Source organism: Paenibacillus sp. FSL R7-0026 (assembly GCF_038004485.1).
Classification (GTDB): Bacteria; Bacillota; Bacilli; order Paenibacillales; family Paenibacillaceae; genus Paenibacillus; species Paenibacillus xylanexedens_A.
This window is the reverse complement of the sequence record NZ_JBBORG010000001.1, coordinates 624,993-647,872: the sequence shown is the minus strand read 5'-3', so window position 1 is coordinate 647,872 and position 22,880 is coordinate 624,993. Positions and strand designations below refer to the sequence as shown.

Sequence of the window (22,880 nt, the reverse complement as noted above, 5' to 3'; positions counted from 1 at the left end):
CCCCCTTTCTCAACATCTATATTCCTCTGAATGTTCAAGGTCACAGCCACGTCTCACCCTGAAGAGAAATCAGGCCACGCAGCTCATCATCCGACATCTCGGTCAGCCAATTCTCACCCGAACCAACGACCTGCTCGGAGAGTGCCTTCTTGCTTTCGATCAGCTCATCAATTCGTTCTTCCAGTGTTCCCTGACAGATCAGCTTGTGCACCTGCACATTGCGATTCTGCCCGATTCGGAATACACGGTCCGTCGCCTGGTTCTCAACCGCGGGATTCCACCACCGATCATAGTGAACCACATGACTCGCACGTGTCAGATTCAGACCTACACCTCCGGCACGAAGAGATAGAACAAACATGGACGGCCCCTCTCCTTTTTGGAAAGTCTCCACCATATCGTCCCTTTGCGCCTTCGACACACCACCATGCAGGAAATACGGCTCTTCCTCATATCGCTGTTTCAATCGTGCTACCAGCAGATCTCCCATAGCAACATATTGAGTGAAGATCAGTGCCGATTCCCCGTTATCACGGATGGCGTCCAGCAATTCAAGCAAACGTTCCATCTTACCGGATGCCTCAGCCTTGCCGTGGTCTTTCCGATTACTGTCCGCCAGCACCGGATGATCACAGATCTGCTTGAGCTTGGTCAGGGAGGACAGAACAATCCCCTTCCGGGCAATGCCATTTCTGCCGTCCAGACCACCCATCAGATCATCCACCACACGCTGGTACAACACCGTCTGCTCCGGCGTCAGAGAACAATAGGATTTCAGTTCAAGCTTCTCCGGCAGATCCTTGCGAATATCCGGATCACTCTTCAGCCTGCGCAGCATGAATGGAGATACCAGTCGATGAAGCTCACGCAAGGATGCTGCATTTTCTTCGGATGGCCCCAGTCCCGTATACCGCTGGCGGAACGATGAAGCTGTGCCCAGATACCCCGGATTGAGAAACTGGAAAATCGACCAAAGTTCGCTCAGTCGGTTCTCTACAGGCGTTCCTGTCATCGCAATACGATGAAGTGTAGACAGGCGCATTACGCTTTGCGCTTGTTTGGTACGGTAGTTCTTAATATATTGTGCCTCATCCAGCACAATAGTGGACCAGTGCAACGAAGCCAGATCCGGGCCATCTCTGCCTGCCAGATGATAGGTCGTCAGTACAATGTCATGCGTCTGCGCTTCTGCCTGAAAATCATTCCCGTGCAGCCGTTGTCCGCCATGATGAATGTACAGCGACAGATCCGGGGCAAACCGCTTCAGCTCACGCTGCCAGTTTCCAAGCAGCGAGGTAGGACACACAATAAGTGCAGGCAGATGAACAGGCTGCTCATTCGTGTTCTGATCCGCCGAGAAAGAATCATCTGATCCATTCAACAGTTCATTCTCACGGGCTTCCTCTTCAGCCGCCTGGCGTTCCTCGTGTTTGCGGTCCAGCAGACAGGTAATTACCTGAATCGTCTTCCCAAGTCCCATATCGTCCGCGAGACATACGCCAAAGCCCAGCTCACGCATCGCGGATAACCATTGGTAACCTCGTTCCTGATAAGGTCTGAGTTCACCATGCAATTCTGCCGGAACCTGACGAGGCTCAATACTGCGAAGCACCTGTCCATCGAGCAGGAAAGCAAGCATCCCATCAGATTCGGCGCCAAAGACGGAGAGGCCCTTCCATGCGGAATCCTCCCCTTCATCCGCTGCCAGATGCAGCCATTCGGAGAGAGGCATATATTGTTCTTCTTCTTTTTTCATATAACGCAGGACTTGGCGAATTTCTTTTGTATCCACTTCAATCCATTCACCACGGAACATGACATACGGAACTGTGGATTCAGCCAATGCTGCCAGTTCCTCCGCCGTGACCGGTTTCCCATCCAGCATAGGCTCCGCTTTGAAAGCAACCAATTGTTCCATGCCCAGTGCCGATGTGGCTCCAGGCAACCGTTCTGTTCCCCGATTCAACATCTGCAGACGCAGTCCCGCACGACGTTTCCCGGCACGACTCCACCTTGAAGGCATGAGAACGGTTATCCCGGCCTTCTGCAAACGCGGAACCGCATGCGTGAGAAATTCAAAGAAACCCTGCTGCTCCAGCTTAATTTCCTCCGGACGAGCGGTGAGCAGCGCCGTCTCCAGTTCAGGTGCCAGTTCTGCTGCTTGCCCAAGTGCCATCAATAATTGCTCTGCCGCCGAGGTATATAACACCTTCCCCCGGTCCAGATCTCGCTCTGGATGTGCCCAGATGGTCCGTGCAGGCAACCTCAGGCTTGGTTCCTGCTCACTGTCCACCCAAAAGCTTATTCCCCAGATCGTTTCATGTTCGCCCAGTGGAGGCTCCAAACGGAGCACCAGCTTCAATTGTCCTTCAGCAGGCGCCATCTCTTCTGCTCCCACGATTGGCATTGACGTTCCACCAACTTCTTGCAACGTATGAATAAACGCTGTCATATCGTCCGTCGGCCCTTGCACCGTCACAGGACGGAACATCGAGATCAGACTGTTCCACCAGAGTTCGGCTACTGGCGAAGATCCGCGTCGATATGGGGTGCGGTAACGGGACAGTTCACTGTCCATGCCCTCCAGTTCACTTGTCACTACAGCATGAATCATGCCACTCATGAATGAAAATAATACCGCAGCCCCTGCTTCTTCACGCGTTTCCGGTTCCAATGAAGCATAAGCTCCAGGAGCAGAAAGTCCAATCGGGGGCATCGCTTCAGCAAGATCGCGGAAGCGTTCGATGTCCTCCTCCTGCTGCAAGCGTGGCCACCATACACCTGTTAATGTCTCTTGCCCGGTCCGTCGCCGTGCTCCGGTCTTTGCTGCGAATTCAGCCGATGGAGCAATTGCTCCCCGCAACAGCAGCTCCTGTGTGAACTGCGCTGCCTTGATCCAGTAACGCATCTCTTCTCCAACCTGAATTCCGGCTGCATTTAACAAACGGTCATCCCATTGCAGCAGCAGCCTGAAGGCATCCTTAGGCGAGACTGCCAATCCTTCCAATGTGCGTCCCAGCAGTTGACGCCGCTTCGTGTTCTTGGCTTCAGCCGTGTTCCTCAGCGGATTCGGCCAGCGCAGCTCCGCAAGACGCAGAGCGGCAGGCTGAAACAGACGACCCCCGTCGCCAAAATTCAACCTTCTTACCACGTGGCTCCATGCATCCACACGTGGTTCCGATGTTTCACCGGAAAAACAAAAAAATACGTCACCAAGCCATACTCCATACAGCGATTGCATCATTAAAGTCTCCCGTCATCCCTTCGCATTGTTACTCTCCATCATATACGAAAATGACTGGATTTAAAAACCTTTGCCCATAAAAAGTGGTTATTTCAATGCTTAGCGGCACAAAAAAATGTCCCTTCTCCCGAAAAGCGGATGAGGAACATTTGGGTAAACCGAAGGATAATACTGAATATTGAAAGAATTACGGATCGTTATACTCCTATGATCTGATCAAGCTGCCCAGTAATACATCCAGGTTCAAAATGCCTGCACGATGATCTTCACAGAACCCGATTTTGTCAAAAACGCCAAGCATGAAACGGCGGTGTTCCTCAGCTGGTTCCTCGAAACGATCGTAACTTACGACAGAATCGACCATATCTACAATCAGCGGTACAAATCCACCTTTGTAAGGCACCACAATAATACGTGTAGAAGAGGTATCCTCCTGGTCTGGCATGCCCAACAATACACGAAGACTCACCACCGAAACGACCTTACCGTACAGCGAAGCAAAACCTCGGATCTCCGGACTTCCAAATGGAACTGTTGTTACCTGTACCATTCTGATGATCTCATGAACTTCATCAATTCGAAGTGCAAAGATCTGATCTCCTACCGAAAAATTAATATATTGCATTCCCTCGTCCATAGTTATCCCCATACCCTCTCATTCCGTATAATCAGACTACTTTCGTCCCACTAGATGTTACTTTGGTGTATCGGTTATTTTTGATCAAATGTTTAGGCTTCAGATCAATTTTGCCAACTTCAACAGACGTTGCATTACAGTTGCTGTCTCCGCTCTGCTCATTTGCCCTGTTATGGAGGGTGGTGGAAGTCAGTCGTTTTAGTAATGAGCGTAAGTAACCTGACATCGGATTGAAAAATGATATTCAAAAAAAAGACCAAAGATCAGCTTTGTGCCGATTTTTGGTCTTTTTTATCCCCATATATTATGGATCTGTTTCTATGTTTTCAAATACTTGGAACAAAAAAGCGCTATTCCTGTGGATAACTTGTTTTATTACTCCAAAACGACTGTTTTATCGCATGAAAACACGAGTTATACCTGATTTGTGGATAAGTTGTGCACATATTGCACACATGCTGTGGATATCTTTGGCGTTTCATGTGGATATTCATTAATTTAATGTGGACATGTTGTGTATTTGTTTGTAAATCTGACGTAAAATCCGAATTTTCGCTTCAGTTATCCATTACTGTGGACACGTTGTGGACATGCCCAATTTCCTTCGCTGTAGTTATTCGACCAATTCACCCTGACGCATGATCAGCTTGTCATCGATGTACACGTCCGGCTTTTGTACAACTGCATCAATATGAACACCTGCGGCAATCGTTCCACCAAATGTGTTATTGCTGCCAAAGGCCACATGAATTGTGCCGTACACCTTCTCATCTTCCAGCACCACACCCGTGATTCGTGCCTTATTATTGGTACCGATCCCGAATTCGCCGAGAAAACGACCATCGCCCTCACCAAGCGTTTCCAGTAACTGATCCCCATCTGGTCCTTCGGCTGACACCAGCCGTCCTTCACTAACGGTCAATAGCATCGGTTCACGGAGTGCCCCAATTCCAGCAACGGAACCATCTACAACAATACTGCCCTCGCCCTTGCCCTCAACGGGAGCAATATAAGCTTCTCCTGACGGCAAGTTGCCCGATTCACCAGGGTTCAAATACATACCTGTGCTTGGTACACCGTTACGACCTTCAATGGAAAAGGAAAGACTATGGCCCTGCTTCTCTATTCGCACATGGCGACCTGCGGTTAATAGATCCGTTACCTTCTCGGTCAACGCCTTTACTTGTGAATATTCAGCTGTAATGGCTCCGTTCATAAACATATCCTCTGTCATGCCAGGCATGGTTGCCACTCGGGTCCCTGAAGCTGCGGCTTTTTTGCGTGCCTGGGTATGTGTTAATGAATATCGCGTTACACACACGGCTACATCTGCTCGAATCATGGCCTCTGCAATCGGCGCAGGTGGCTCTTCTCCAGATCTGCTGCGTTCCTCCATAATTAACAGGACCGACTCAGCACCAAGTGCTTTGCCTGCCTCATAGATGGATTCAGCCAGATCCCGTTTCATATCGTCTGCGACAACTACCAGATTCTCTCCGCTGCGCAGTCCGAGACATTCGGTTAGCACATTTTTACTGATTTCCACACGTTGCTTGCTCATACATTCATCTCTCCTGTCTTTGGTTCAGCTCTCAAAAGTCGACTTGATCCTTTCGACAATTGGCACGGGATTCCTGCATGTCCAAACCTGAACTCACCTCAAGGTATCGGCCCATTCGGCGAGGATTGCAGCTGTTTCCTTATACTGAAACGTCGGAAAGTAATGTCCATAGGGTACATCTATCCGTTTGACCTGTGAGTTCATATCCTGGGGAAAGTGATATTCCTGATCTTGATTGGCCCATACAACTAATACACTCTTGGCATAATGCTGACTTTCCATTTTCTCCCACAACGTTGATCTGGCGCCTTTCCTCTGATCCGAGTGGATCCAGCGCAACAAGTCTGCATGTGCTCCTGCAATGCGAGGGGACTGAAGACTGGAGCGTATTCTCTTGCCCATGGTATCGGGCATAACACTGCTGTCGCCTACGCCGCTAAATGAACTGAACATTCGCTTCCAACTTTTCTCCGATCTGCCACGCAGCATGGAGCGCATCACACCTCTTGGCAAACGGGAAATCCATCTCAGGACATTCGGATTCGAATTGTTAGCTACTGGCTGAAGCAACCCCAGCCGAATGTTTGTCCGCCCGCTACGTATCTGTGCCGCAGCTGCAATAGCAGCCCCTATCGAATGCCCCACCAGCTTCACCGGACCTTCAAACTCACCGAGCACCTGAAGCAACGCATCCACCTGACCTTCAAATGCTTCATCTCCCTGATGCACAGGGGACCGTCCGAATCCAGCGAGATCGATTAACCATACCGGGTTCCCGGTTAGGTCCCTAAGCTGTTTTCCTAACGGTAACATCTCATCCGCAGATTGAAGCAAACCATGTACAATAATCCAAGGCTCTCCCTCACCCTCCCAACCAAGCATAGCCATATTTCCGCTCCGTGACCGAATATAATCTGTCGGAAAACCCTCAGGTAACGGCGTATACCGCAGACGATAGTCCAGATCGGCTGTAACCAGCGGAAGCTGTTCCCGGATGTCCGGCCACGATTGCCCCATACGTGTGAACAGAGCCTCCGTCTCTTCAACCGGGAATGACCTGTTGGTAATAAAAGCAACCGACTCCGCCGGAACACCACTGATGCGTGAACCACCTGATTTCATGATCCATTGAATCCATGGTAGTGGCACAGCCCCTTTGGGCTTGGGTACGTCCAATTGCTGCGCCAAGAGTTGCAACAGTTCCTTCATATTGGGACTGTCTTCCCTCCGCGCCAATAGTGGATAAGTTCCTCCGACTGGAGCAGCTTCCTTGGATAGAAAAACAAGCGTCTGTGCAACAATGTCATTCTCCACAAGCGGTAACCAATAGGATGAACCTCCCGGCACTACCGGCATAAGTCCTTTCTGAATCGCCTGAATGAGCAGCCCAATCCCACCCGTTTGCTCGGTTTCACCTGTGGGACGTGGTCCAACCACTGTACTCGGATTTACAACGGATAAGGGATAGTGATGCTGTTCTGCATGCTCGCGAATGTGCAGATCGGCATGAAACTTCATCTCTTCATACGCACTTTCATTGTTATCCACATGCTCAACCTGTAGATAATTCCCCTGTTCATTCCGCTCTCCATAAGGACTCATATAACCAACAACGTGGATAAAGTGTCTCAATCCATGAGTACGGTGGATTTCCTGTGCTAGCTGTGCCACTTCTCTGGCCCCGTTCATAAATATCTGCTCGGCTACTTTTCGTTCCAAAGTGACGTCCATCGTTCCACCCGCATGCATGATCACATTCGCATCAAGAGCACGCTCCCGATCTGCTGCGGTAAGGCCAAGACCCGACATGGACAAATCACCTGTAATAAAGGTAATTCGGTCGAAATCCTTCACTCCATAAGCCTTCAGCACAGTTCTGGCTCGCTGTTCCGAACGAACCAGCAAGAGCAATTGTGCGTCTCCCTGCGTGAGTTGTTTGACCGTTTCTTTGCCAATAAAACCTGTACTTCCTGTCATAAAAATGGTTGTTTCTGCAATATCAGACTTGCTTATTACCTGATTCATGTTTGTTGAATTTGCTGCTGTGTTTTCTTCATTGACTACACGGTTAGTATGTACAATCATTCTGTTACGGCTCCTTTTAGTACTATATAGTACTAGTTATATTCAAAAAAAGAGCTTCGATTAACGAAGCATCTGACAAAAAGTACGTGCCGATTGTTCTATAATCCCTACATCACGCGCAGTTCCCGCTAGGATTAGTGAACCTTCCAGTGCTGCAATAAACAACAACGCAGCCGGTCCCGGCTCGATCTCTTTGCGAAATTCACCGCGATCCAAACCTTGCTGAAACAACTTCTCCACCATCGGTCTAAGCTCACGAAAGAATCTGGATATGCTTTCCTTCACTTGGGGTGCACTGTCCGGTGTCTGCATATATAACGTAACAAAAGGACAGCTCCCTTCGTAATTACGGCCCTCAATACCTGCCGACAGCAATGCCATAAACGAGTAGATACGCTCCTCCACTCCTCGCTCACGCTGACTGAGCAGCAGATACAGCTCCGACTCATACTGGGCAATCCAGTATTGTACCACGGCCTGAAGCAGTTCCTCCTTGTTTTTAAAATGATAATAAATATTTGACTTGGATACCCCACTCACTCGCACGACTTCATCCATGCTGACGTAGCTGTACCCCTTACGCAGAAATAATTGTGCCGCCACTTCAACTGCCTTGGTCCGGTTCACCGGATTGGTACTTTTGGATTTGGCAGGTCCTGTGTTCATTTTTGGATTTGTCATATTTAGAACTATACAGTACTAGTTAGTTGAAAACAAGTATTTCTGTTAACAAAAGATGCTCTTATGCTCCAACTCCTCCTTACTTGTCCACATTTAGAGTGTTATACACACAGGATATCCACATATAGTATTAACTCTGTGTTAAATTCGTCATGAGATCGTTAAACTACTTTCGGGTTATCCACATTTCAGGGATATTACTAACTTTGAATTTTTCAGAGCGCTATTGGCTCCTCGGAAAACAAAAACAGGCCAACCAGAATAAGATTTCTGGCAAACCTGTTTCAATTGACTTATTTATCTAATAGACTAACTTTTCTATCCAAAAATTTCTGAACAGTTTTCGGTAACCTGTGGATACCGCCCATGATCCGGATTATTTTTTCAGACTATCCCAGTTCTGTTGCAATGCGTCGAGTAATCCGGCTTTATCCGACTTGCCTGCAACGTAAGCTTGGATCGTGCTACCATACTCCTGTGGAACACCTTCAGGGAAACGGTTAAAGTTCCAGCTGAGTGTTTTATTCTCCTGGCTATACTTCATAATATCTGTGGCGAGGTCACCCAGATCCTCTTCCGATGCCGTGATAGAACTGAACGCCGGAATGAATTTGAATTCTTTGGTCATATATTGTTTCCCGATATCCGAAGTTACAAGCCATTCCAAAAACTCTTTTGCTTCCGTTTTCACTTGGGAATTCTTGTTCACAACCCAGTAGTTCGGCACGCCGACAAACAATTTGTCATTCGGTTCATTGTTAATTGGCATTGGCAGGATACCCAGATTCAGATTCGGATCGATTCCATCGATCTGAACTTGAGTCCAGTTCCCTTGTTGCATCATCGCCGCTTCTCCACTTGCAAACAGGGTTACCTGTGTATTGTAGTCGGTTGTCAGCGGGTTTTTGTTGCTGTATTTCAACGTTAAGTCGAGCAGGTTAATCCAGTCGGTGAACACCTGATTGCCAGGAATTTTTTCCGTGCTTTCGTTAAGTCCTTGGATGAATTTCACCGGATCTGCCTGATTCGCAAATGCCACGTTTACATTATGGTTACCCAGCACCCACCACTCCTGATATCCATTCGAGAAAGGCGTTATGCCTGCGGCCTGAAGTTTCTGTGCAGCCTGGTCCAATTGTTCCAGTGTCGTTGGAATTTCGGTAATACCTGCTTTTTGGAAGAGGTCTTTGTTATAAATGAAACCATAACCCTCCAGCGCGAGCGGCTGTCCGTAGAGCTTGCCGTCTTTGGTCATTGGCTCTTTGGCTACTTCGAGTGCATCCTTGGCCCATGATTCTCCAGACAGATCTTCCAGATATTCAAGCCATGTATCCAATTCACGATAACCACCTACGTTGAAAATGTCTGGTTGTTCGCCAGCCGCAAACTTGGCTTTTAATGCAGCACCGTAGTCACTGCCGCCACCTACAGTCTGAATGTCCAGTTTGACGCCTGGATGGGAGGATTCATATTCCGCTTTGAGACGATTGAGCGCTTCCGCAATTTCGACTTTGAATTGGAAGATTTTAATAGTTTTATCTCCAGCAGCAGCCTCGCCACCACCTTGAGTATCCGTGTTGACCGGACTGCCACTCTTGTCCCCATTGCCACAACCCGCGAGCATTACTGAAAAAGCAATCAGCATAAGCAACGTCAACTTTGTCATTCTTTTCATACATACACTCTCCCTATAGTAGTTTCAGTATAACAGTTCAACTAATGAATATTTACACTGGCACTCCGATGACAGAATAACCTTCCCTTGAAGCGTATTTTCATTCTAACGAACCGAGCGCACGTTATTCGCACCTATTTGCACAGGTTCCCATTCTAACGAATCACAGCGACGTTATTTCGTCGATTTGGTCAATTTTTAGGGCTCTGACGCCGTTTTACATCCAAATAACGTTACTGAGGTTCGTTACAATTTGTATTCCTTGATTATCCACCTATTAAGATGCGGTGGATTCGTTAGCGCTTTAAAAAAGGAGCTTACCATCACTTCACTCTGTAGAAGAAGTCCCTGGCTATACAAGCTTCTTTCTTGGTCATTTCTCTTTATCGATGCTTTCTCTTCAGGAGTCATGCCCAGGCTATGCGGGCATGGCTCCCTTTGCACACCTCCATGCGAGGTGGGAGCAAAGGGATCAGGATGCGATGCAGGAGCGGAGCGTTCGCCTTTGAACCTCGGTGGCTTCCTTGCTCCAATCCATTCAGGCCACCGAGAAGCAACAGCGATCGAAAGCGCAACTTGAGCCCGCTGCGACCTTGTACTCGCACTCCCCGCTTGAGCCCGCTGCGACCCTGCCCTTACATACTCACCTTCTGTCTTATCGAACCTGGTCTTTAAATCATTTCTTTCTTGGTCTTTTCTCTTTATTGCTCTTTTCTCATTATCGATGCTTTCTCTTCCCTAGGAGTCATGCCCAAGCTATGCGGGCATGGCTCCCTTTGCACACCTCCATGCGAGGTGGGAGCAAAGGGATCAGGATGCGATGGAGGAGCGGAGCGTTCGCCTTTGAACCTCGGTGGCTTCCTTGCCCTAATACATTCAGGCCACCGAGGAGCAACAGCGACCGAAAGCGCAACTTGATCCCGCAGCGACCTGCACTCGCACTCCACGCTTGATCCCGGCAGCGACCCTGCCCTCGCACTCACCCTTTAACTGATCCAGCCGTAATCCCCTGAATGATATACTTCTGCATCAACAGGAAGAAAATAATGATCGGCATGATGCCGAGCACAAGTGCCGGCAAAGCCAGATCCCATTGCTTCGTATATTGTCCGAAGAGCGCAAAGGTCGCAATTGGGATCGTACGCAGGTTGGAGCTTTGCAGGATCAGGGATGGGAGAAGATAATCATTCCAGATCCAGAGTGTGTTCAAAATGATGACGGTTACATACATCGGTTTCATGAGTGGAAATACGATCCGGAAGAACACCCCGTAGGCAGAGCTTCCATCCACCCGGGCTGCTTCCTCAATCTCCAGTGGGACGGATTTTACGAATCCGTGGAACAGGAAGACAGACATCGGTGCCCCGAAACCGAGATAACAGATAATGAGTCCGCCAAGGCTGTCGATCAATCCCAGATTACTGGTTACAGTAACGAGTGGAATCATGATAGACTGGAACGGAATCACCATGGCGGCAATGAACATGCCGAACAAAATACGGTTGAACCGGGTATCGCTGCGGACCATTCGGTACGCGGCCATGGAACTGATCAGCACAAGCAACAGATTGCTGACCACGGTAACGATAAGCGAGTTCATCAGCGCGGACGGGAAGTTAATTTTCTCCCAGGCGTTAGCATAATTGCCCCACTGGAATACTTCCGGCCATGCAGCCGAATTGGTGAGCAGATCACCGAAGGTTTTGACCGAATTCACAAACAGGAAGTAAAACGGAACCAGGAATAAAAGTCCAAGGAGTACCATGACAATCTCGGTTACAATGGTACTGAAGCGGTAATTTTTCGTCGTCTCCATTAGGCTTCTACCTCCTTGCTCTTCGTCAGACGTACCTGAATCATGGTGATGATGGCAACGATTACGAAGAACACGAGTGCTTTGGCGGTTCCGATGCCATATCTGTTATTTACAAAGGCTTCATTGTAAATATTAAGTGCAACCGACTCTGTTGATCCGAACGGTCCACCTTTGGTTAGTGACAGATTGAGATCGAACATTTTGAACGACCAGGAGATCGCCAGGAACAGACAGATCGTTACACCTGGCATAATGAGCGGAAGAATGATGCTCCGCAGTACCTGCCAGCGACTTGCGCCATCAATCTCGGCAGCTTCCAGCAGATCAGGGGATACATTTGTCAGAGATGAGATGTAGATGACCATCAGATAACCTGCGGTCTGCCATACAAACACAATCACGATTCCCCAGAAGGCGGTTGGTTCGTCTCCCAGCCAAGGAAGGTTGAAGAAGGACCAGCCGGTTACATCGCCTACTGCTGAAAACCCTTTCACAAATATGAACTGCCAGATAAAGCCGAGCAACAACCCACCGATCACGTTAGGCATAAAAAAGATCGTACGCAGAATGTTTCTCGTCTTAAGCGGTTTGGTCAGGAAATACGCCAGGAAAAAGCCAATCACATTGGTCAGTACTACACCAACCACGGTGAAGCGCACCGTAAACCAAAACGCCGTTTGGAACTTGGGATCATTCGCAAAAACATGCACGAAGTTATCAAACCCTACCCAATTAATGTTCTCGGATACCCCGTTCCAGTCCGTGAAGGAATACACCATGCCAAGCAGGAAAGGGACCACGATGATGAGAATAAAAAACACGATGGAGGGACCCACGAACACAAGCTGCTGTAACAGCTGTGAAGATTTGCGATGCTTCATATCGTTCTCCCCTTCTATAGATGGATGAAATTGGTCTCTTTTTCTATTAAACCCCATTATCGTCGAGGGAAACACCGACCCTTGTGAACAGTTGGGGGTAAAATATTGTCCTCTCTTAACCTGCAACCAGAAGGGGTGTTCCGATGTCCAAATACTACAGTATCCGCACAAAATTGATTGCCTTTATGCTCATTGCTACCACACTTCCACTGCTCGCTTCGATCAGCATGACGTTTATCCAGACCAAGACGGCCCTGCGGGAACAAGCTGTGGAAGAAAACAAACGCCTGATCTACCAAGCGTCCACCAATCTCAATAACTATGTGGATAACGTGGCCAGAGCGTCGCTCGCTGTGTATAACGACCCGAACTTTCTGCGTAACTTGGCAAAAATTCCTGGTGATTATCGTGCGGTTGCCGAGGTGTACACCACTTTGCAGACCATCCGCGCGGCTGTGCCGGATGTATTCCAGCTGTATTTGCACTCTTTTGCCGCTAATCAATCCACCTTAATTACAAATCCCTTTCCGAAGCGGGAGGAACGAAAACAGGCCTATTCCGGCTCGCTTCATGGAAAAACAGGCGGTGACAGCCCGGATATCTGGGTGGAATCGGCCCACATGAGTCACACGTACGGATTCAAGGCCGCCTCCCCCGATGACCCTGCAAGAACAGTCATTACTTTGCATCGGGTGATCAAGGATATTCCGTCCACCGAGCGTCTGGGTGTACTCGCCATTGATCTGAATATGAATACCATTGCAGCAATCTGTGGCAGGCTGTATGATCCGGCTAAGGAACAGATCTATGTGGTGGATGGTCAGAATCAGATTATTTACCAAGGAAGTTCAGAGGTCAATCATACGGATGCACTACGAGAGGAAACGGCTAGTGAACTGAAAATCGCACGATCTGGCGAAGGTACAACCCAGAATGTCGCAGGGCATTTTGAACAGGATCGTTCCATGTATGTATACCAGCAACTTGGCAGCACGTACGCCGACTGGACCATTGTCAAACAGATTCCGAATGAGACGTTATATGCCAGAGCCACCACGCTTACGTGGAATAACGCGATGATTGCCATCGCAGCACTTGTATTGGTCATTGTTGCAACCTTATTCATCTCCATCCGAATCACCGGTCCGCTCAAGCAACTCATGCGGTATATGAACCAGATTCAAGCCGGGCGTCTGCATGTGGATATCCATCTATCCAGCCGAGATGAATTTGGGGTGCTCGCTCGTCATTTCCGAGATATGATGGATACGGTAAATAATCTTATTTTGCGGGAATATCGACTCGAAATCGCCAATAAGACAAATCAACTCAAAGCATTGCAAGCGCAGATCCATCCGCATTTTCTATATAACACACTGCAATCGATCGGTACACTTGCCCTTCAACAGCAAGGACAACGGGCATATACACTACTCTCTAGCCTGTCCAAAATGCTGCGCTACAGCATGCGGGATCAGACCTGCGTGACCTTACGCGAAGAGGCGGAGCATGCCCGGTTATATCTGGAACTGCAGCAGGAGCGGTTTGGTGACCGCCTTGAGGTGGATTTGGATTTTGCCGAAGATACCCTGTCTGTCGAAATGCCAAGAATGACGTTACAACCTTTAATTGAGAACTATTTCAAACATGGAGCAGATATTCAGCCTGGCAAAGGTCACATATCCCTATCCAGCCGCCGGATCAATGATCATTGGATTGAAATAGAACTGAATAATAACGGCCCCTCCATACCAGAAGATAAATTACTGGAGATCCGCGGATGGCTGCATCAAAGTCATACAACAACCGGGTTATCCACACAAGAATCCGACGAGTCTGAATCCATCGGTCTACGAAATGTAATACGCCGACTTCAATTGAACTCACATCCCGGTCACTCAGCCAGGCTTGAGATCAACAATCAGGAACCCAATGGTGTGAAGATCACGGTTAAACTATACGCGGGAGAGTGAACAACATGAAGGCACTGCTTGTAGATGATGAAAAACATGTCCGCGATGCCATAAGGTTGCTTGGTCATTGGGAAGAGTTTGGTATTGATACATTACTTGAAGCAGCAGACGGGGATGAAGCCATCGCCGCCATCACGGCACATCAACCTCAAATCATACTCAGTGACATGCGTATGCCGGGCAAGGACGGTATGGCATTGCTTGAATGGATATCGGCTCATGCCCCACATAGCAAGGTGCTGGTTATCAGCGGATATGATGATTTTGAACTTGTGAGGCATGCAATCAGGCATGGTGGCATGGACTACCTCCTGAAACCTGTGGAAGCAGATGAGCTGAATGCCTCTCTATTAAAGGCCGTTACCGCTTGGGAAGAGGAAGACGCCATTCGAATACAATCCACCAGGCAATCCATTGTCGTTAATCGAATGCGCCCCCACTACCAGGATCGTCTGCTCACCGAACTTGCCGTCGGAAGAGGCAGCAGCCCATCACACATGCAGCGATTACAGGATGAGTTAAATCTCCCCTGTCTAATCCCTGTCTGTAGTGTCGCTGTCTCCAGCCTGTCCCATCTGGATGCAGATTGTCTGGCAAAATACCGCAGTCAACCGGACCTGCTTGTGTTCTCGGTACTCAATATCTGTGCCGAGATGTTATCCACACCAGATGAAGGCGTAATGTTTCGTCAGTTGGATCAACCGGACGAGATTGTTCTGCTGCATTGGGGTCCATCCACTTCATTGGAACATATTCTGGACAAGGTCAATCATGGATTGGAGCAGACGATTCAGCGCCGGCTTCATTTCGGCATCTCCACCTGTGAGTCTTACCCTGGCGGAATCTCAGCAGCCTATCTGGAAGCAAGTTCAAGGCTGTGGCGACGTAATGCTGTGCAAATTAAACAGCGAATCCATGCCTCAGTGGAATCATCAAATGGAAATAAAATCAGGCGTTTAACCGCCCATGAAGAACCCCTGCGTATGGCAGCCATGAGTTGCCGAGCTTCCAGTGTAGCTGCTGCGGTCGCCGAGTGGCTTGACCCGATTACTGATCTTGAGGTTGTCAGTGCTGAGCAGATCCAGCAATGGATCGATGAGCTGGAATGGATGCTGAGCCGCTGGCTTGATGATACGGTAGGTTTGTCATTCCATGAGGAAGAAGTGACGGAGGAACAGTCTATTCCCTTTGCCGAGTTACCTTTGGACGCTGAAGGACTGTTATCCTTCCCCCTGCTTCGTTCATTATTGGAACAACGACTGCTTGCCGCAGGAAAGGCGCTCACCGCTCATCACCACGCCAATCCTGATCCCATGAGTGAGATTGCACGTTATATGGACGCCCATTATCAGGAGGACCTGTCCTTACAGCAGATTGCCGCGCGTTTCTACCTGAGCCGGGAGTATATTTCACGCAAATTCAAACAGCAATTTGGTCTGAACTGGTCAGAATATCTGGCTAAACTGCGGATCAACAACGCCAAGCTGTTACTGCAAAATCCTTCCCTGCGAGTCGCTAAAATTTCGGAGATGGTTGGATTCCAGGACGAAAAGTATTTCAGCAAAGTGTTCAAAAAGATGGAAGGCATCACGCCAGCGGAATATCGTAAAACATTATTGGAGGCGGGTACGTAACGAGTATTTGATCCGAATTAAAAAGAGTACTCCCGGCATGACCCATCGGAAGTACTCTTTTTAATTTTACTTTTACAGAAAATAGCCTATATCATGACGATTTGTTGACTCTTTCTTTTCTAAGATAGGATACGATCCGAGAGATTGTACCTAATAAAATTACAGCCATAAATCCATAAGCCATATTATTTCCTGTCTTATGAGCTACTACGGGGAAATAGATGAGGCTGAACAGTAATAGGACAATATCCAGGTAGAACATAATCTTCCGATAAATAGGGATTCTCACCCCCCTTTTATTTACCAAAAATGGTTTTATTAATTATATTAGATCATAACATAGATATATCCTACTCCGCTCACCGATCCCGCAAAATCACCGCAGGTACAAGTCGAATGTAGATTAGCTCCCCTGCAAGCTCCACCATCGTCTGTGTAACAATAACAGCTGCGGCTATGTTTGCCCATTGTGGAGGGAGTGCCAGCGCCAGTGGCAGAACGACCAGCGAATTCCGTGTGGCTGAACTGAATATCAACGCCCGCCCAGCGCCTGGATTTAATCCAAACCAAGTAGCAATGAGCCGAGATATCCAAGGCATAAGGATTAGAAAAGCAACATAGATCGGAATCACGTTCACGATGATCGCCATATCATTGTAAACTTTGCCAATCTGGGAAGCGACAACCACGATCAGCGCAAGTGCCATCATCGGAACCGGGAGCCATGCCGTCGCATTCATGACCCGTTCGCCGCTCACTTTACCTCTGGAGAGAACTTGTGTAACAACAGCGAGCAGCAGTGGAATAACGATCAGGAACAGAAAAGCCCCCACAAACGGCCCTACCTGCATGACCTGCGCCACCTCAGCCCCCATCAATACCCATAAATAAAACGGCAACAGGATCATTTGTATAACAAATAAAAGGGGTGTTGCGGCGAGCATCAGTTTCTCATTGCCCCTGCCGAGCTGTGTGAACACAATGACGTAATCAATACAGGGCGTTAACAGTACCAGATAGACTCCAATCAGAACGCCTGGTGATTGTGGAAAGACCAGTGTAAGCAACCATACGACTACAGGTACAACGATAAAATTAGCCACCAGTAGCGCCCCCATAAATCGAAGATTCGACCAGGACTCTTTTAACTGTAAAAAGGGAATCTGTACAAACATGCTATATAACAGAACGGCAAGAACCGGGGACACGGTGTAGTGTAAAGCATTCCCCCATACCGGATTACTCAGCCCGATCACTGCTCCTAAGAACAATGCAACTACATAGAACCAAGTCTGCTGTTGCTCCATCGTTTCTCTTGTAAGCATTCTCTGCCTCCTCTCGTTAGTGAGACATCATGGGCATGGACATATTTCTGCATCGTTTCGCGTACATTGGGACAGAGTACCGTTCCAACATAGCGGCTGAGCGCAATGATCTGAAAGATCAACTTGTGAATTTTTTGCGGCTGTTATTAGAATGTGCAAGAACTGGGTATATTCATTGTAGACTGACCCGTGGTTCATTCATTTCGTTAAACCAAGGAGGAAACACAATGTCACGTAACAATCCGTACAAGTGGTTAAACGCCATTGGTTTTATCGCTGTAATTATCGTGAACTACCTTTCCAACGCTCTGCCAATCGGAGGCAAGACCAACAAAGAAGTATCGGATATGTACCCTGTGCTGCTCACACCTTCAGGCTATGCCTTCTCTATATGGGGTCTGATCTACCTGCTATTAGCAGGGTTCGTGATCTATCAGTTCGTGCCAGTTTCTTGGAAAAGGGATTCGATTACCCGTCTAGGGTACTGGTTTCTGGCAAGCTGTGCCTTCAATGTAGCCTGGATTTTTGCTTTTCAAAACTTGCAGACCGGTCTCGCTTTACTAATCATTGTACTGCTTCTGTTGTCTCTGATCGTTCTATATGTAAAAACACGTACCATTACGGTTCCGACCACTGCTGAGATCTGGCTTGTGAAGCTGCCATTCAGCATTTATCTTGGATGGATTAGCGTGGCAACCATTGTCAATGCAGCGGTGCTGTTATATAAAATAGGCTGGGATGGTTTTGGTATCAGCGAACCAACCTGGACGATCATTATGCTGATTGTGGGTATGGTGCTGGCTGTACTCGTTAGCTTCCGTTATCGCGATAGCATATACCCACTTGTATTCACATGGGCGTATATCGCCATTGCACTTAAACAAAAGGATGTCACTTCCGTATATTATACGGCAATCATCATTGCGATCTTACTGGCCATCTACGCGGTATGGTTGTTCTTCGCCCGTAATCAGGATCGTGATTGAAATTCCCCCTTCTATATAGCGCTTAAATGTAACGCAAAAATGCAAAAAGCCGATTCTGGTCATTCGACCTGAAATCGGCTTTTTATGTATACCTTAGCGAATGAAGGTTGTCCTATTTCAGGGCAATGACTTCAATCTCTACCAGTGCATCTTTTGGCAAACGAGCAACTTCTACTGCACTGCGTGCAGGATAGGGCTGTTCGAAGAACGTGCTATACACTTCATTCACAGGAACAAAATCGTTCATGTCTTTTAGGAACACCGTCGTTTTCACGATTTTATCCATACTTGTACCTGCTGCTTCAAGGATAGCCTTCACATTGCTCAAAGACAGACGTGTCTGCTCCTGTACATCTGCGCCGAACTCTCCTGTTTGGGGATTCAGACCAAGCTGTCCGGAAGTGTAGATGAAATCGCCTGCATCAACGGCTTGACTGTATGGACCAATGGCGCCTGGCGCCTGATCGGTAGAGATTGGTTTTTTCATGGACGAGTTCTCCTTCATGTTCGTTATCCTGCTGCCGCATGGAGTCAGGGTTCGAACTCATTTTTGTTGCCTATTATACCACGATCTACCTCAAGCGAGAAACGCTCCTAACTAGCCACATAAAGTAAACAGCTCGTTCAAAGGTTTCTTAGCCCCCGTCCACACCAAGGACATGAATGACATCATTCGGATACACATGGTTTCCCTTGGCTTGCACCATCGCAATATTGGTCATGGCCTGTGCAATGGTTGCGGCGTGGACCGCCCGGTATTTGTCCGCTCTGCCTTTCATCCAGCGATCCAGAAACTTCATGGCATGGGCAGCCATCTGCTCACCAAACCGCTTCTCGTTTCGATCTCCCAGAATTAAGGACGGGCGGAAGATATGCAATGACGGAAAACCGATATCGGACAATGCATCCTCCATTTCCCCCTTGGTCCGACTGTAAAAGACTCGGGAACCTGCGCTCGCTCCCATGGAGGAGATCACAAGCATCTGTACTACACCATGTTGCTTCGCAATCGTAGCTGCACGAACCGGGTAATGATAATCCACCTGACGGAAATTGTCCTGACTGCCTGCTTTTTTGATCGTTGTACCCAAACAACAGTACAGGTCATCGATTCCATCGAATAAGTGGTCTTGGCTCTCCAACTGTTCCCAGTCCACTACATGCTGTTCCAGTTTGGGATGTTGCAACTCAAGCGGACGTCTAACCAGAACACGAACCAGGCTGTATGCCGGGTGCTCCAGCAGATTATGAACCAGTAATTCGCCTACAAGCCCCGTGGCTCCAATCACCATGGCTTTCCGTTCGAGACGATTCAATTACATCCCTCCACTTCGCCATCTTTTTTTGAAGTCATACCAGATACATATGATCAATCTAAACATTTACAAGGTACAAGGTTGTTCTGTCATCGAAGTGCCCGTGTAAATATTCATTAGTTGAAATTATATCGTTTCTATTTTAACAGTACACGACGTCCAAGGGTAAATGTCAGAATCAGCATCACGACACCAACCCCCACCTGAAATCCATAGGCTGAGATCCAGGCCAGCGCATCGGACCAGGTTTCCATCTTTTCATACAACCAGCCACCCAACAACGGCCCAAGAAACGAAGTGACTCCGGTCAGAGCCGAATACACCGCGACAAACATCGGTCTTTCACTTTTGGGCGTGTCTCCAATTGTAAAGTTAAATGCCAGCTGATTGAATCCACCTACACCGATCCCAAGGAAGATATGAGATAAAAATAGTGCGATCAATACGGGCATGAACGACATTAAACCCCACGACAGACAGGAGAGTGCAATGACTGGCAATGTCCAAAATAGGAGGGTTTTGTTGCTGAATCTGGCATTCAGATTGCCCCAGACATAAAAACCGGCCATCATAACCAGCGTCTGGACTACCGTAATCAGGGATACCGTCTGATAATTGATGTTCAATAGATCGAGCATAACATAGGAATAAAGCGGAACAATCAAGGTCTGGATCAATAACCATGAAGCCAGGAACAGCGTTGCTTTCAGGAAAGAACGATCCTGGAACGGCTTGATAAACATGCGCCAGAAAACCTTTTCGGTAGAACGTTCAAAGGGAACGTCCGGATAGAAGAAATAAATGACTGTATTGGCAATGGCACAGATCCACACCGGAATAAACAGGATCAGAAAGCCCATTTCTCCGGGGTAACGGTCCAAAACTATACCGCCTGCGAATAAGCATACGCTTCCAAGAGCATTCAGAATCGTATTTCGAATTCCAAAATAACGCCCTCTCACCTTAGCAGGTACGATATCGCCAATCAGTGAAGTCCAGATCATACCGCCGATGGTATTTGATATAAAAGCAACCGTATACACGCCAATATATACACTTACCCACCACTCTTTGGGGAATATAAACGGGATCAGTCCCGTTGCACTCCACAAGATGCGATGTGTGCCCACAAATAACAGCAGCATGCGTTTACGGCTGCGAATACGCTGCATCCAGTAAGCTGCTCCGATCTGGGCAATGTTTACAAACGTCGTAATCGCAAGCACAAAGCCGATATGTCTCGACCCGGCCCCAAGATACAACAGAAATCCGGTTAAAAATGGGCCTCCCAGCAATGTCTGTAAAATAATTGCCGGTACACCCTCCCATGTTGCAATCGATAAATTCGTGCGTTGTGTCGAACCCTTGCGCCGTGGTTTGCTTGCTAACGGGGGAGGGTTAACGTTGACCGTCTTCTGTATGGGGATACACTCCTTAGACCGGGTCTCAAAAGCCGGTCGATGCTAGTTGTCATCCCAAATTCTACTCACGGCGCGAAGGTTGTCAACTCATTTTTTCACGGTCCAACGGGAGATAGAGATGGAAGGTGCTTCCTTTACCTTCAGTGCTCTCAAGTTCAATCGATCCCCCCAGTAATCTCGCTAAATCCCGACTGATCGACAGGCCTAGTCCGGTACCGCCAAATTTTCGACTAATCGACCCGTCAGCCTGCTGAAATGCTTCAAATATGGAATGATGCTTGTCCTCAGCAATGCCAATGCCTGTGTCCTGAACGGAGAAAATAAGCCATCGATTCTGAATACCTGCATTCTTAATCTGCTTGGTGCTTACGGTCAGCGTGACCTTCCCCCGGTGAGTGAACTTGATGGCATTGGACATCAGATTCCGCAAAATCTGTTGAACCCGCTGGGGATCAGACCAGAGCGTCTCGGGCAGTCCCTGTTTTTTGTCCAGAACCAACTGAATACCTTTTTTCTCGGCAACAAGCTGAAAGTGGCTCATGGCATCTTCTGTAAGTTGTGCGACACTGATATCCTCCAGTACAATATCCAGCCGCCCCGCTTCTACTTTGGAAAGATCCAGAATATCGTTAATGAGCGTGAGCAGTTCCTGCCCGGAGTGGTCGATCATATTGGCAAAACGTATAATATCCTCCTGATCCATCGTGTCGGCATTCTCGCTGATCATCTGGGCAAAGTTAATGACACTGTTCAGTGGTGTACGCAGTTCATGGGACATATTGGCGAGAAATTCGGATTTGTACTGTGAGGCAATCATCAATTGTTTCGCTCGATCCTCCAGTACAATCTGAGCTTTCTGTAACTCTTCCTTTTGCACAGATAAAAGCCGGTTTGTACTCTGGATCAGCAAAATACGATTCTGTTCATTCTGAAAATCACGTAAAATAAATGCAAAAATAAGGCTCAGCAAAATGCCTGTAGGGAGTGTATAAGGCATAATATGTGAAAAGAAGTATGTAGCCGGGATCACACCAACGATAGCAATGTTTACACTATTGACCACATTGACGATAACTGTAACAAGGATTCCTTTAATAATCAGCCTGTAGTTGCTGCGTCTCATCCATATATTCAGACCTGCACATATCACGCCCAAAACAGACATGTTAAGTACTGCCGCCAATGTAGCATCCGTGATGCCAAAAGTCAGCCTCGACAGCCCAATTCCAATACCCACGATAATTACGCTATAGGGTTGTCTATACGTTAGAACGGCAACAATTAAAGGAACATAACGAAGATCAAAGACCACTTCATCGGTGAGTTGAAACCCAAAAACCGTACTGATCCAACCTGCAAATATAAGGACAAGCACAGAGCTGATCTGCTTCACTCGGGAAGAGGTACGTATTACGACATATTTATAGAACACACTAGCAAGATATGCAATGGTAATAAGCATCCCCATATTCAATACGAACATTTTTGAAAATTGCATTCACTCACTCCTGTTGTACCGACTTTACTGGCCAAAGTGCCTTCGTCCGTATGTGTCTCTATCATATCATGCCCATTGAAACTTCGGCATTCCTTCTTCGTCAAAAAAATACACAAAAATACACAAATCAGGATTCAATTTGTGCGC

At 47.8% G+C, this 22,880-nt stretch carries 16 protein-coding genes; 3 read left to right on the top strand and 13 right to left on the bottom strand.

Going from position 1 to position 22,880, the window contains the following annotated elements:
• Nucleotides 1–40: 40 nt before the first annotated feature.
• From MKY44_RS03035 to MKY44_RS03000, 8 genes are all read right to left on the bottom strand, one after another.
• Nucleotides 41–3,244, bottom strand: a complete 3,204-nt coding sequence (locus tag MKY44_RS03035; protein ID WP_341005990.1) for a DEAD/DEAH box helicase — start codon at nucleotides 3,242–3,244, stop codon at nucleotides 41–43.
• A 205-nt stretch (nucleotides 3,245–3,449) separates the two neighbouring features.
• Nucleotides 3,450–3,881 (bottom strand): chemotaxis protein CheW, encoded by a 432-nt coding sequence (locus MKY44_RS03030; RefSeq protein WP_017690859.1) that lies wholly within the window; start codon nucleotides 3,879–3,881, stop codon nucleotides 3,450–3,452.
• 613 nt (nucleotides 3,882–4,494) lie between these two features.
• Nucleotides 4,495–5,442 (bottom strand): aminopeptidase, encoded by a 948-nt coding sequence (locus MKY44_RS03025; protein ID WP_341005989.1) that lies wholly within the window; start codon nucleotides 5,440–5,442, stop codon nucleotides 4,495–4,497.
• Nucleotides 5,443–5,535: 93 nt separating this feature from the next.
• Nucleotides 5,536–7,527 (bottom strand): alpha/beta fold hydrolase, encoded by a 1,992-nt coding sequence (locus tag MKY44_RS03020; protein ID WP_341005988.1) that lies wholly within the window; start codon nucleotides 7,525–7,527, stop codon nucleotides 5,536–5,538.
• Between the two features lie 60 nt (nucleotides 7,528–7,587).
• The gene (locus MKY44_RS03015; RefSeq protein WP_341009770.1) at nucleotides 7,588–8,154 is read right to left on the bottom strand and encodes a TetR/AcrR family transcriptional regulator; all 567 of its coding nucleotides are present in this window, start codon (nucleotides 8,152–8,154) and stop codon (nucleotides 7,588–7,590) included.
• 430 nt (nucleotides 8,155–8,584) lie between these two features.
• Entirely contained in the window at nucleotides 8,585–9,883 is a 1,299-nt protein-coding gene (locus MKY44_RS03010; RefSeq protein WP_145151910.1) for an ABC transporter substrate-binding protein, read from the bottom strand.
• Between the two features lie 979 nt (nucleotides 9,884–10,862).
• Nucleotides 10,863–11,699 carry a carbohydrate ABC transporter permease gene (locus tag MKY44_RS03005; RefSeq protein WP_047840283.1) on the bottom strand — a complete coding sequence of 279 codons (837 nt, stop codon included), beginning with the start codon at nucleotides 11,697–11,699 and terminating at the stop codon, nucleotides 10,863–10,865.
• On the bottom strand, nucleotides 11,699–12,580 hold the full coding sequence (locus MKY44_RS03000) for a carbohydrate ABC transporter permease (RefSeq protein ID WP_036607341.1): 882 nt from the start codon (nucleotides 12,578–12,580) through the stop codon (nucleotides 11,699–11,701). The genes MKY44_RS03005 and MKY44_RS03000 overlap by 1 nt, the downstream gene beginning before the upstream one ends.
• Before the next feature lie 143 nt (nucleotides 12,581–12,723).
• Between MKY44_RS03000 and MKY44_RS02995 the strand changes: the two genes are divergently transcribed.
• Nucleotides 12,724–14,553, top strand: a complete 1,830-nt coding sequence (locus tag MKY44_RS02995) for a cache domain-containing sensor histidine kinase (RefSeq protein ID WP_341005987.1) — start codon at nucleotides 12,724–12,726, stop codon at nucleotides 14,551–14,553.
• A gap of 5 nt (nucleotides 14,554–14,558) precedes the next feature.
• Nucleotides 14,559–16,187 carry a response regulator gene (locus MKY44_RS02990; protein WP_341005986.1) on the top strand — a complete coding sequence of 543 codons (1,629 nt, stop codon included), beginning with the start codon at nucleotides 14,559–14,561 and terminating at the stop codon, nucleotides 16,185–16,187.
• 359 nt (nucleotides 16,188–16,546) lie between these two features.
• Here the strand turns inward: MKY44_RS02990 and MKY44_RS02985 are convergent, their stop codons facing one another.
• A complete protein-coding gene (locus MKY44_RS02985; RefSeq protein WP_341005985.1) occupies nucleotides 16,547–17,512 on the bottom strand; it encodes an arsenic resistance protein in 966 nt (321 codons plus the stop codon).
• 227 nt (nucleotides 17,513–17,739) lie between these two features.
• Here MKY44_RS02985 and MKY44_RS02980 point away from each other — a divergent pair, with 227 nt between their 5' ends.
• A complete protein-coding gene (locus tag MKY44_RS02980) occupies nucleotides 17,740–18,498 on the top strand; it encodes a tryptophan-rich sensory protein (protein ID WP_341005984.1) in 759 nt (252 codons plus the stop codon).
• Between the two features lie 112 nt (nucleotides 18,499–18,610).
• On the opposite strand, the gene MKY44_RS02975 is transcribed toward MKY44_RS02980, so the two are convergent.
• The 4 genes from MKY44_RS02975 to MKY44_RS02960 all read right to left on the bottom strand — a co-directional run bounded on the left by MKY44_RS02975 (nucleotide 18,611) and on the right by MKY44_RS02960 (nucleotide 22,733).
• Complete coding sequence (locus tag MKY44_RS02975) at nucleotides 18,611–18,985, bottom strand: RidA family protein (protein WP_017690870.1); 375 nt, start codon at nucleotides 18,983–18,985, stop codon at nucleotides 18,611–18,613.
• 148 nt (nucleotides 18,986–19,133) lie between these two features.
• Nucleotides 19,134–19,790 (bottom strand): oxidoreductase, encoded by a 657-nt coding sequence (locus tag MKY44_RS02970; protein WP_445670670.1) that lies wholly within the window; start codon nucleotides 19,788–19,790, stop codon nucleotides 19,134–19,136.
• Nucleotides 19,791–19,951: 161 nt separating this feature from the next.
• The gene (locus MKY44_RS02965) at nucleotides 19,952–21,109 is read right to left on the bottom strand and encodes an MFS transporter (RefSeq protein WP_341005982.1); all 1,158 of its coding nucleotides are present in this window, start codon (nucleotides 21,107–21,109) and stop codon (nucleotides 19,952–19,954) included.
• A gap of 208 nt (nucleotides 21,110–21,317) precedes the next feature.
• A complete protein-coding gene (locus tag MKY44_RS02960; protein WP_341005981.1) occupies nucleotides 21,318–22,733 on the bottom strand; it encodes a sensor histidine kinase in 1,416 nt (471 codons plus the stop codon).
• Between the last annotated feature and the right edge of the window lie 147 nt (nucleotides 22,734–22,880).

What these genes read in the sequence shown, in the direction of transcription:
- MKY44_RS03035 (WP_341005990.1), bottom strand. Translation starts at nt 3,244, where the DNA reads ATGATGCAATCGCTGTATGGAGTATGGCTTGGTGACGTATTTTTTTGT.
- MKY44_RS03030 (WP_017690859.1), bottom strand. Translation starts at nt 3,881, where the DNA reads ATGGACGAGGGAATGCAATATATTAATTTTTCGGTAGGAGATCAGATC.
- MKY44_RS03025 (WP_341005989.1), bottom strand. Translation starts at nt 5,442, where the DNA reads ATGAGCAAGCAACGTGTGGAAATCAGTAAAAATGTGCTAACCGAATGT.
- MKY44_RS03020 (WP_341005988.1), bottom strand. Translation starts at nt 7,527, where the DNA reads ATGATTGTACATACTAACCGTGTAGTCAATGAAGAAAACACAGCAGCA.
- MKY44_RS03010 (WP_145151910.1), bottom strand. Translation starts at nt 9,883, where the DNA reads ATGAAAAGAATGACAAAGTTGACGTTGCTTATGCTGATTGCTTTTTCA.
- MKY44_RS03005 (WP_047840283.1), bottom strand. Translation starts at nt 11,699, where the DNA reads ATGGAGACGACGAAAAATTACCGCTTCAGTACCATTGTAACCGAGATT.
- MKY44_RS03000 (WP_036607341.1), bottom strand. Translation starts at nt 12,580, where the DNA reads ATGAAGCATCGCAAATCTTCACAGCTGTTACAGCAGCTTGTGTTCGTG.
- MKY44_RS02995 (WP_341005987.1), top strand. Translation starts at nt 12,724, where the DNA reads ATGTCCAAATACTACAGTATCCGCACAAAATTGATTGCCTTTATGCTC.
- MKY44_RS02990 (WP_341005986.1), top strand. Translation starts at nt 14,559, where the DNA reads ATGAAGGCACTGCTTGTAGATGATGAAAAACATGTCCGCGATGCCATA.
- MKY44_RS02985 (WP_341005985.1), bottom strand. Translation starts at nt 17,512, where the DNA reads ATGCTTACAAGAGAAACGATGGAGCAACAGCAGACTTGGTTCTATGTA.
- MKY44_RS02980 (WP_341005984.1), top strand. Translation starts at nt 17,740, where the DNA reads ATGTCACGTAACAATCCGTACAAGTGGTTAAACGCCATTGGTTTTATC.
- MKY44_RS02975 (WP_017690870.1), bottom strand. Translation starts at nt 18,985, where the DNA reads ATGAAAAAACCAATCTCTACCGATCAGGCGCCAGGCGCCATTGGTCCA.
- MKY44_RS02970 (WP_445670670.1), bottom strand. Translation starts at nt 19,790, where the DNA reads ATGGTGATTGGAGCCACGGGGCTTGTAGGCGAATTACTGGTTCATAAT.
- MKY44_RS02960 (WP_341005981.1), bottom strand. Translation starts at nt 22,733, where the DNA reads ATGCAATTTTCAAAAATGTTCGTATTGAATATGGGGATGCTTATTACC.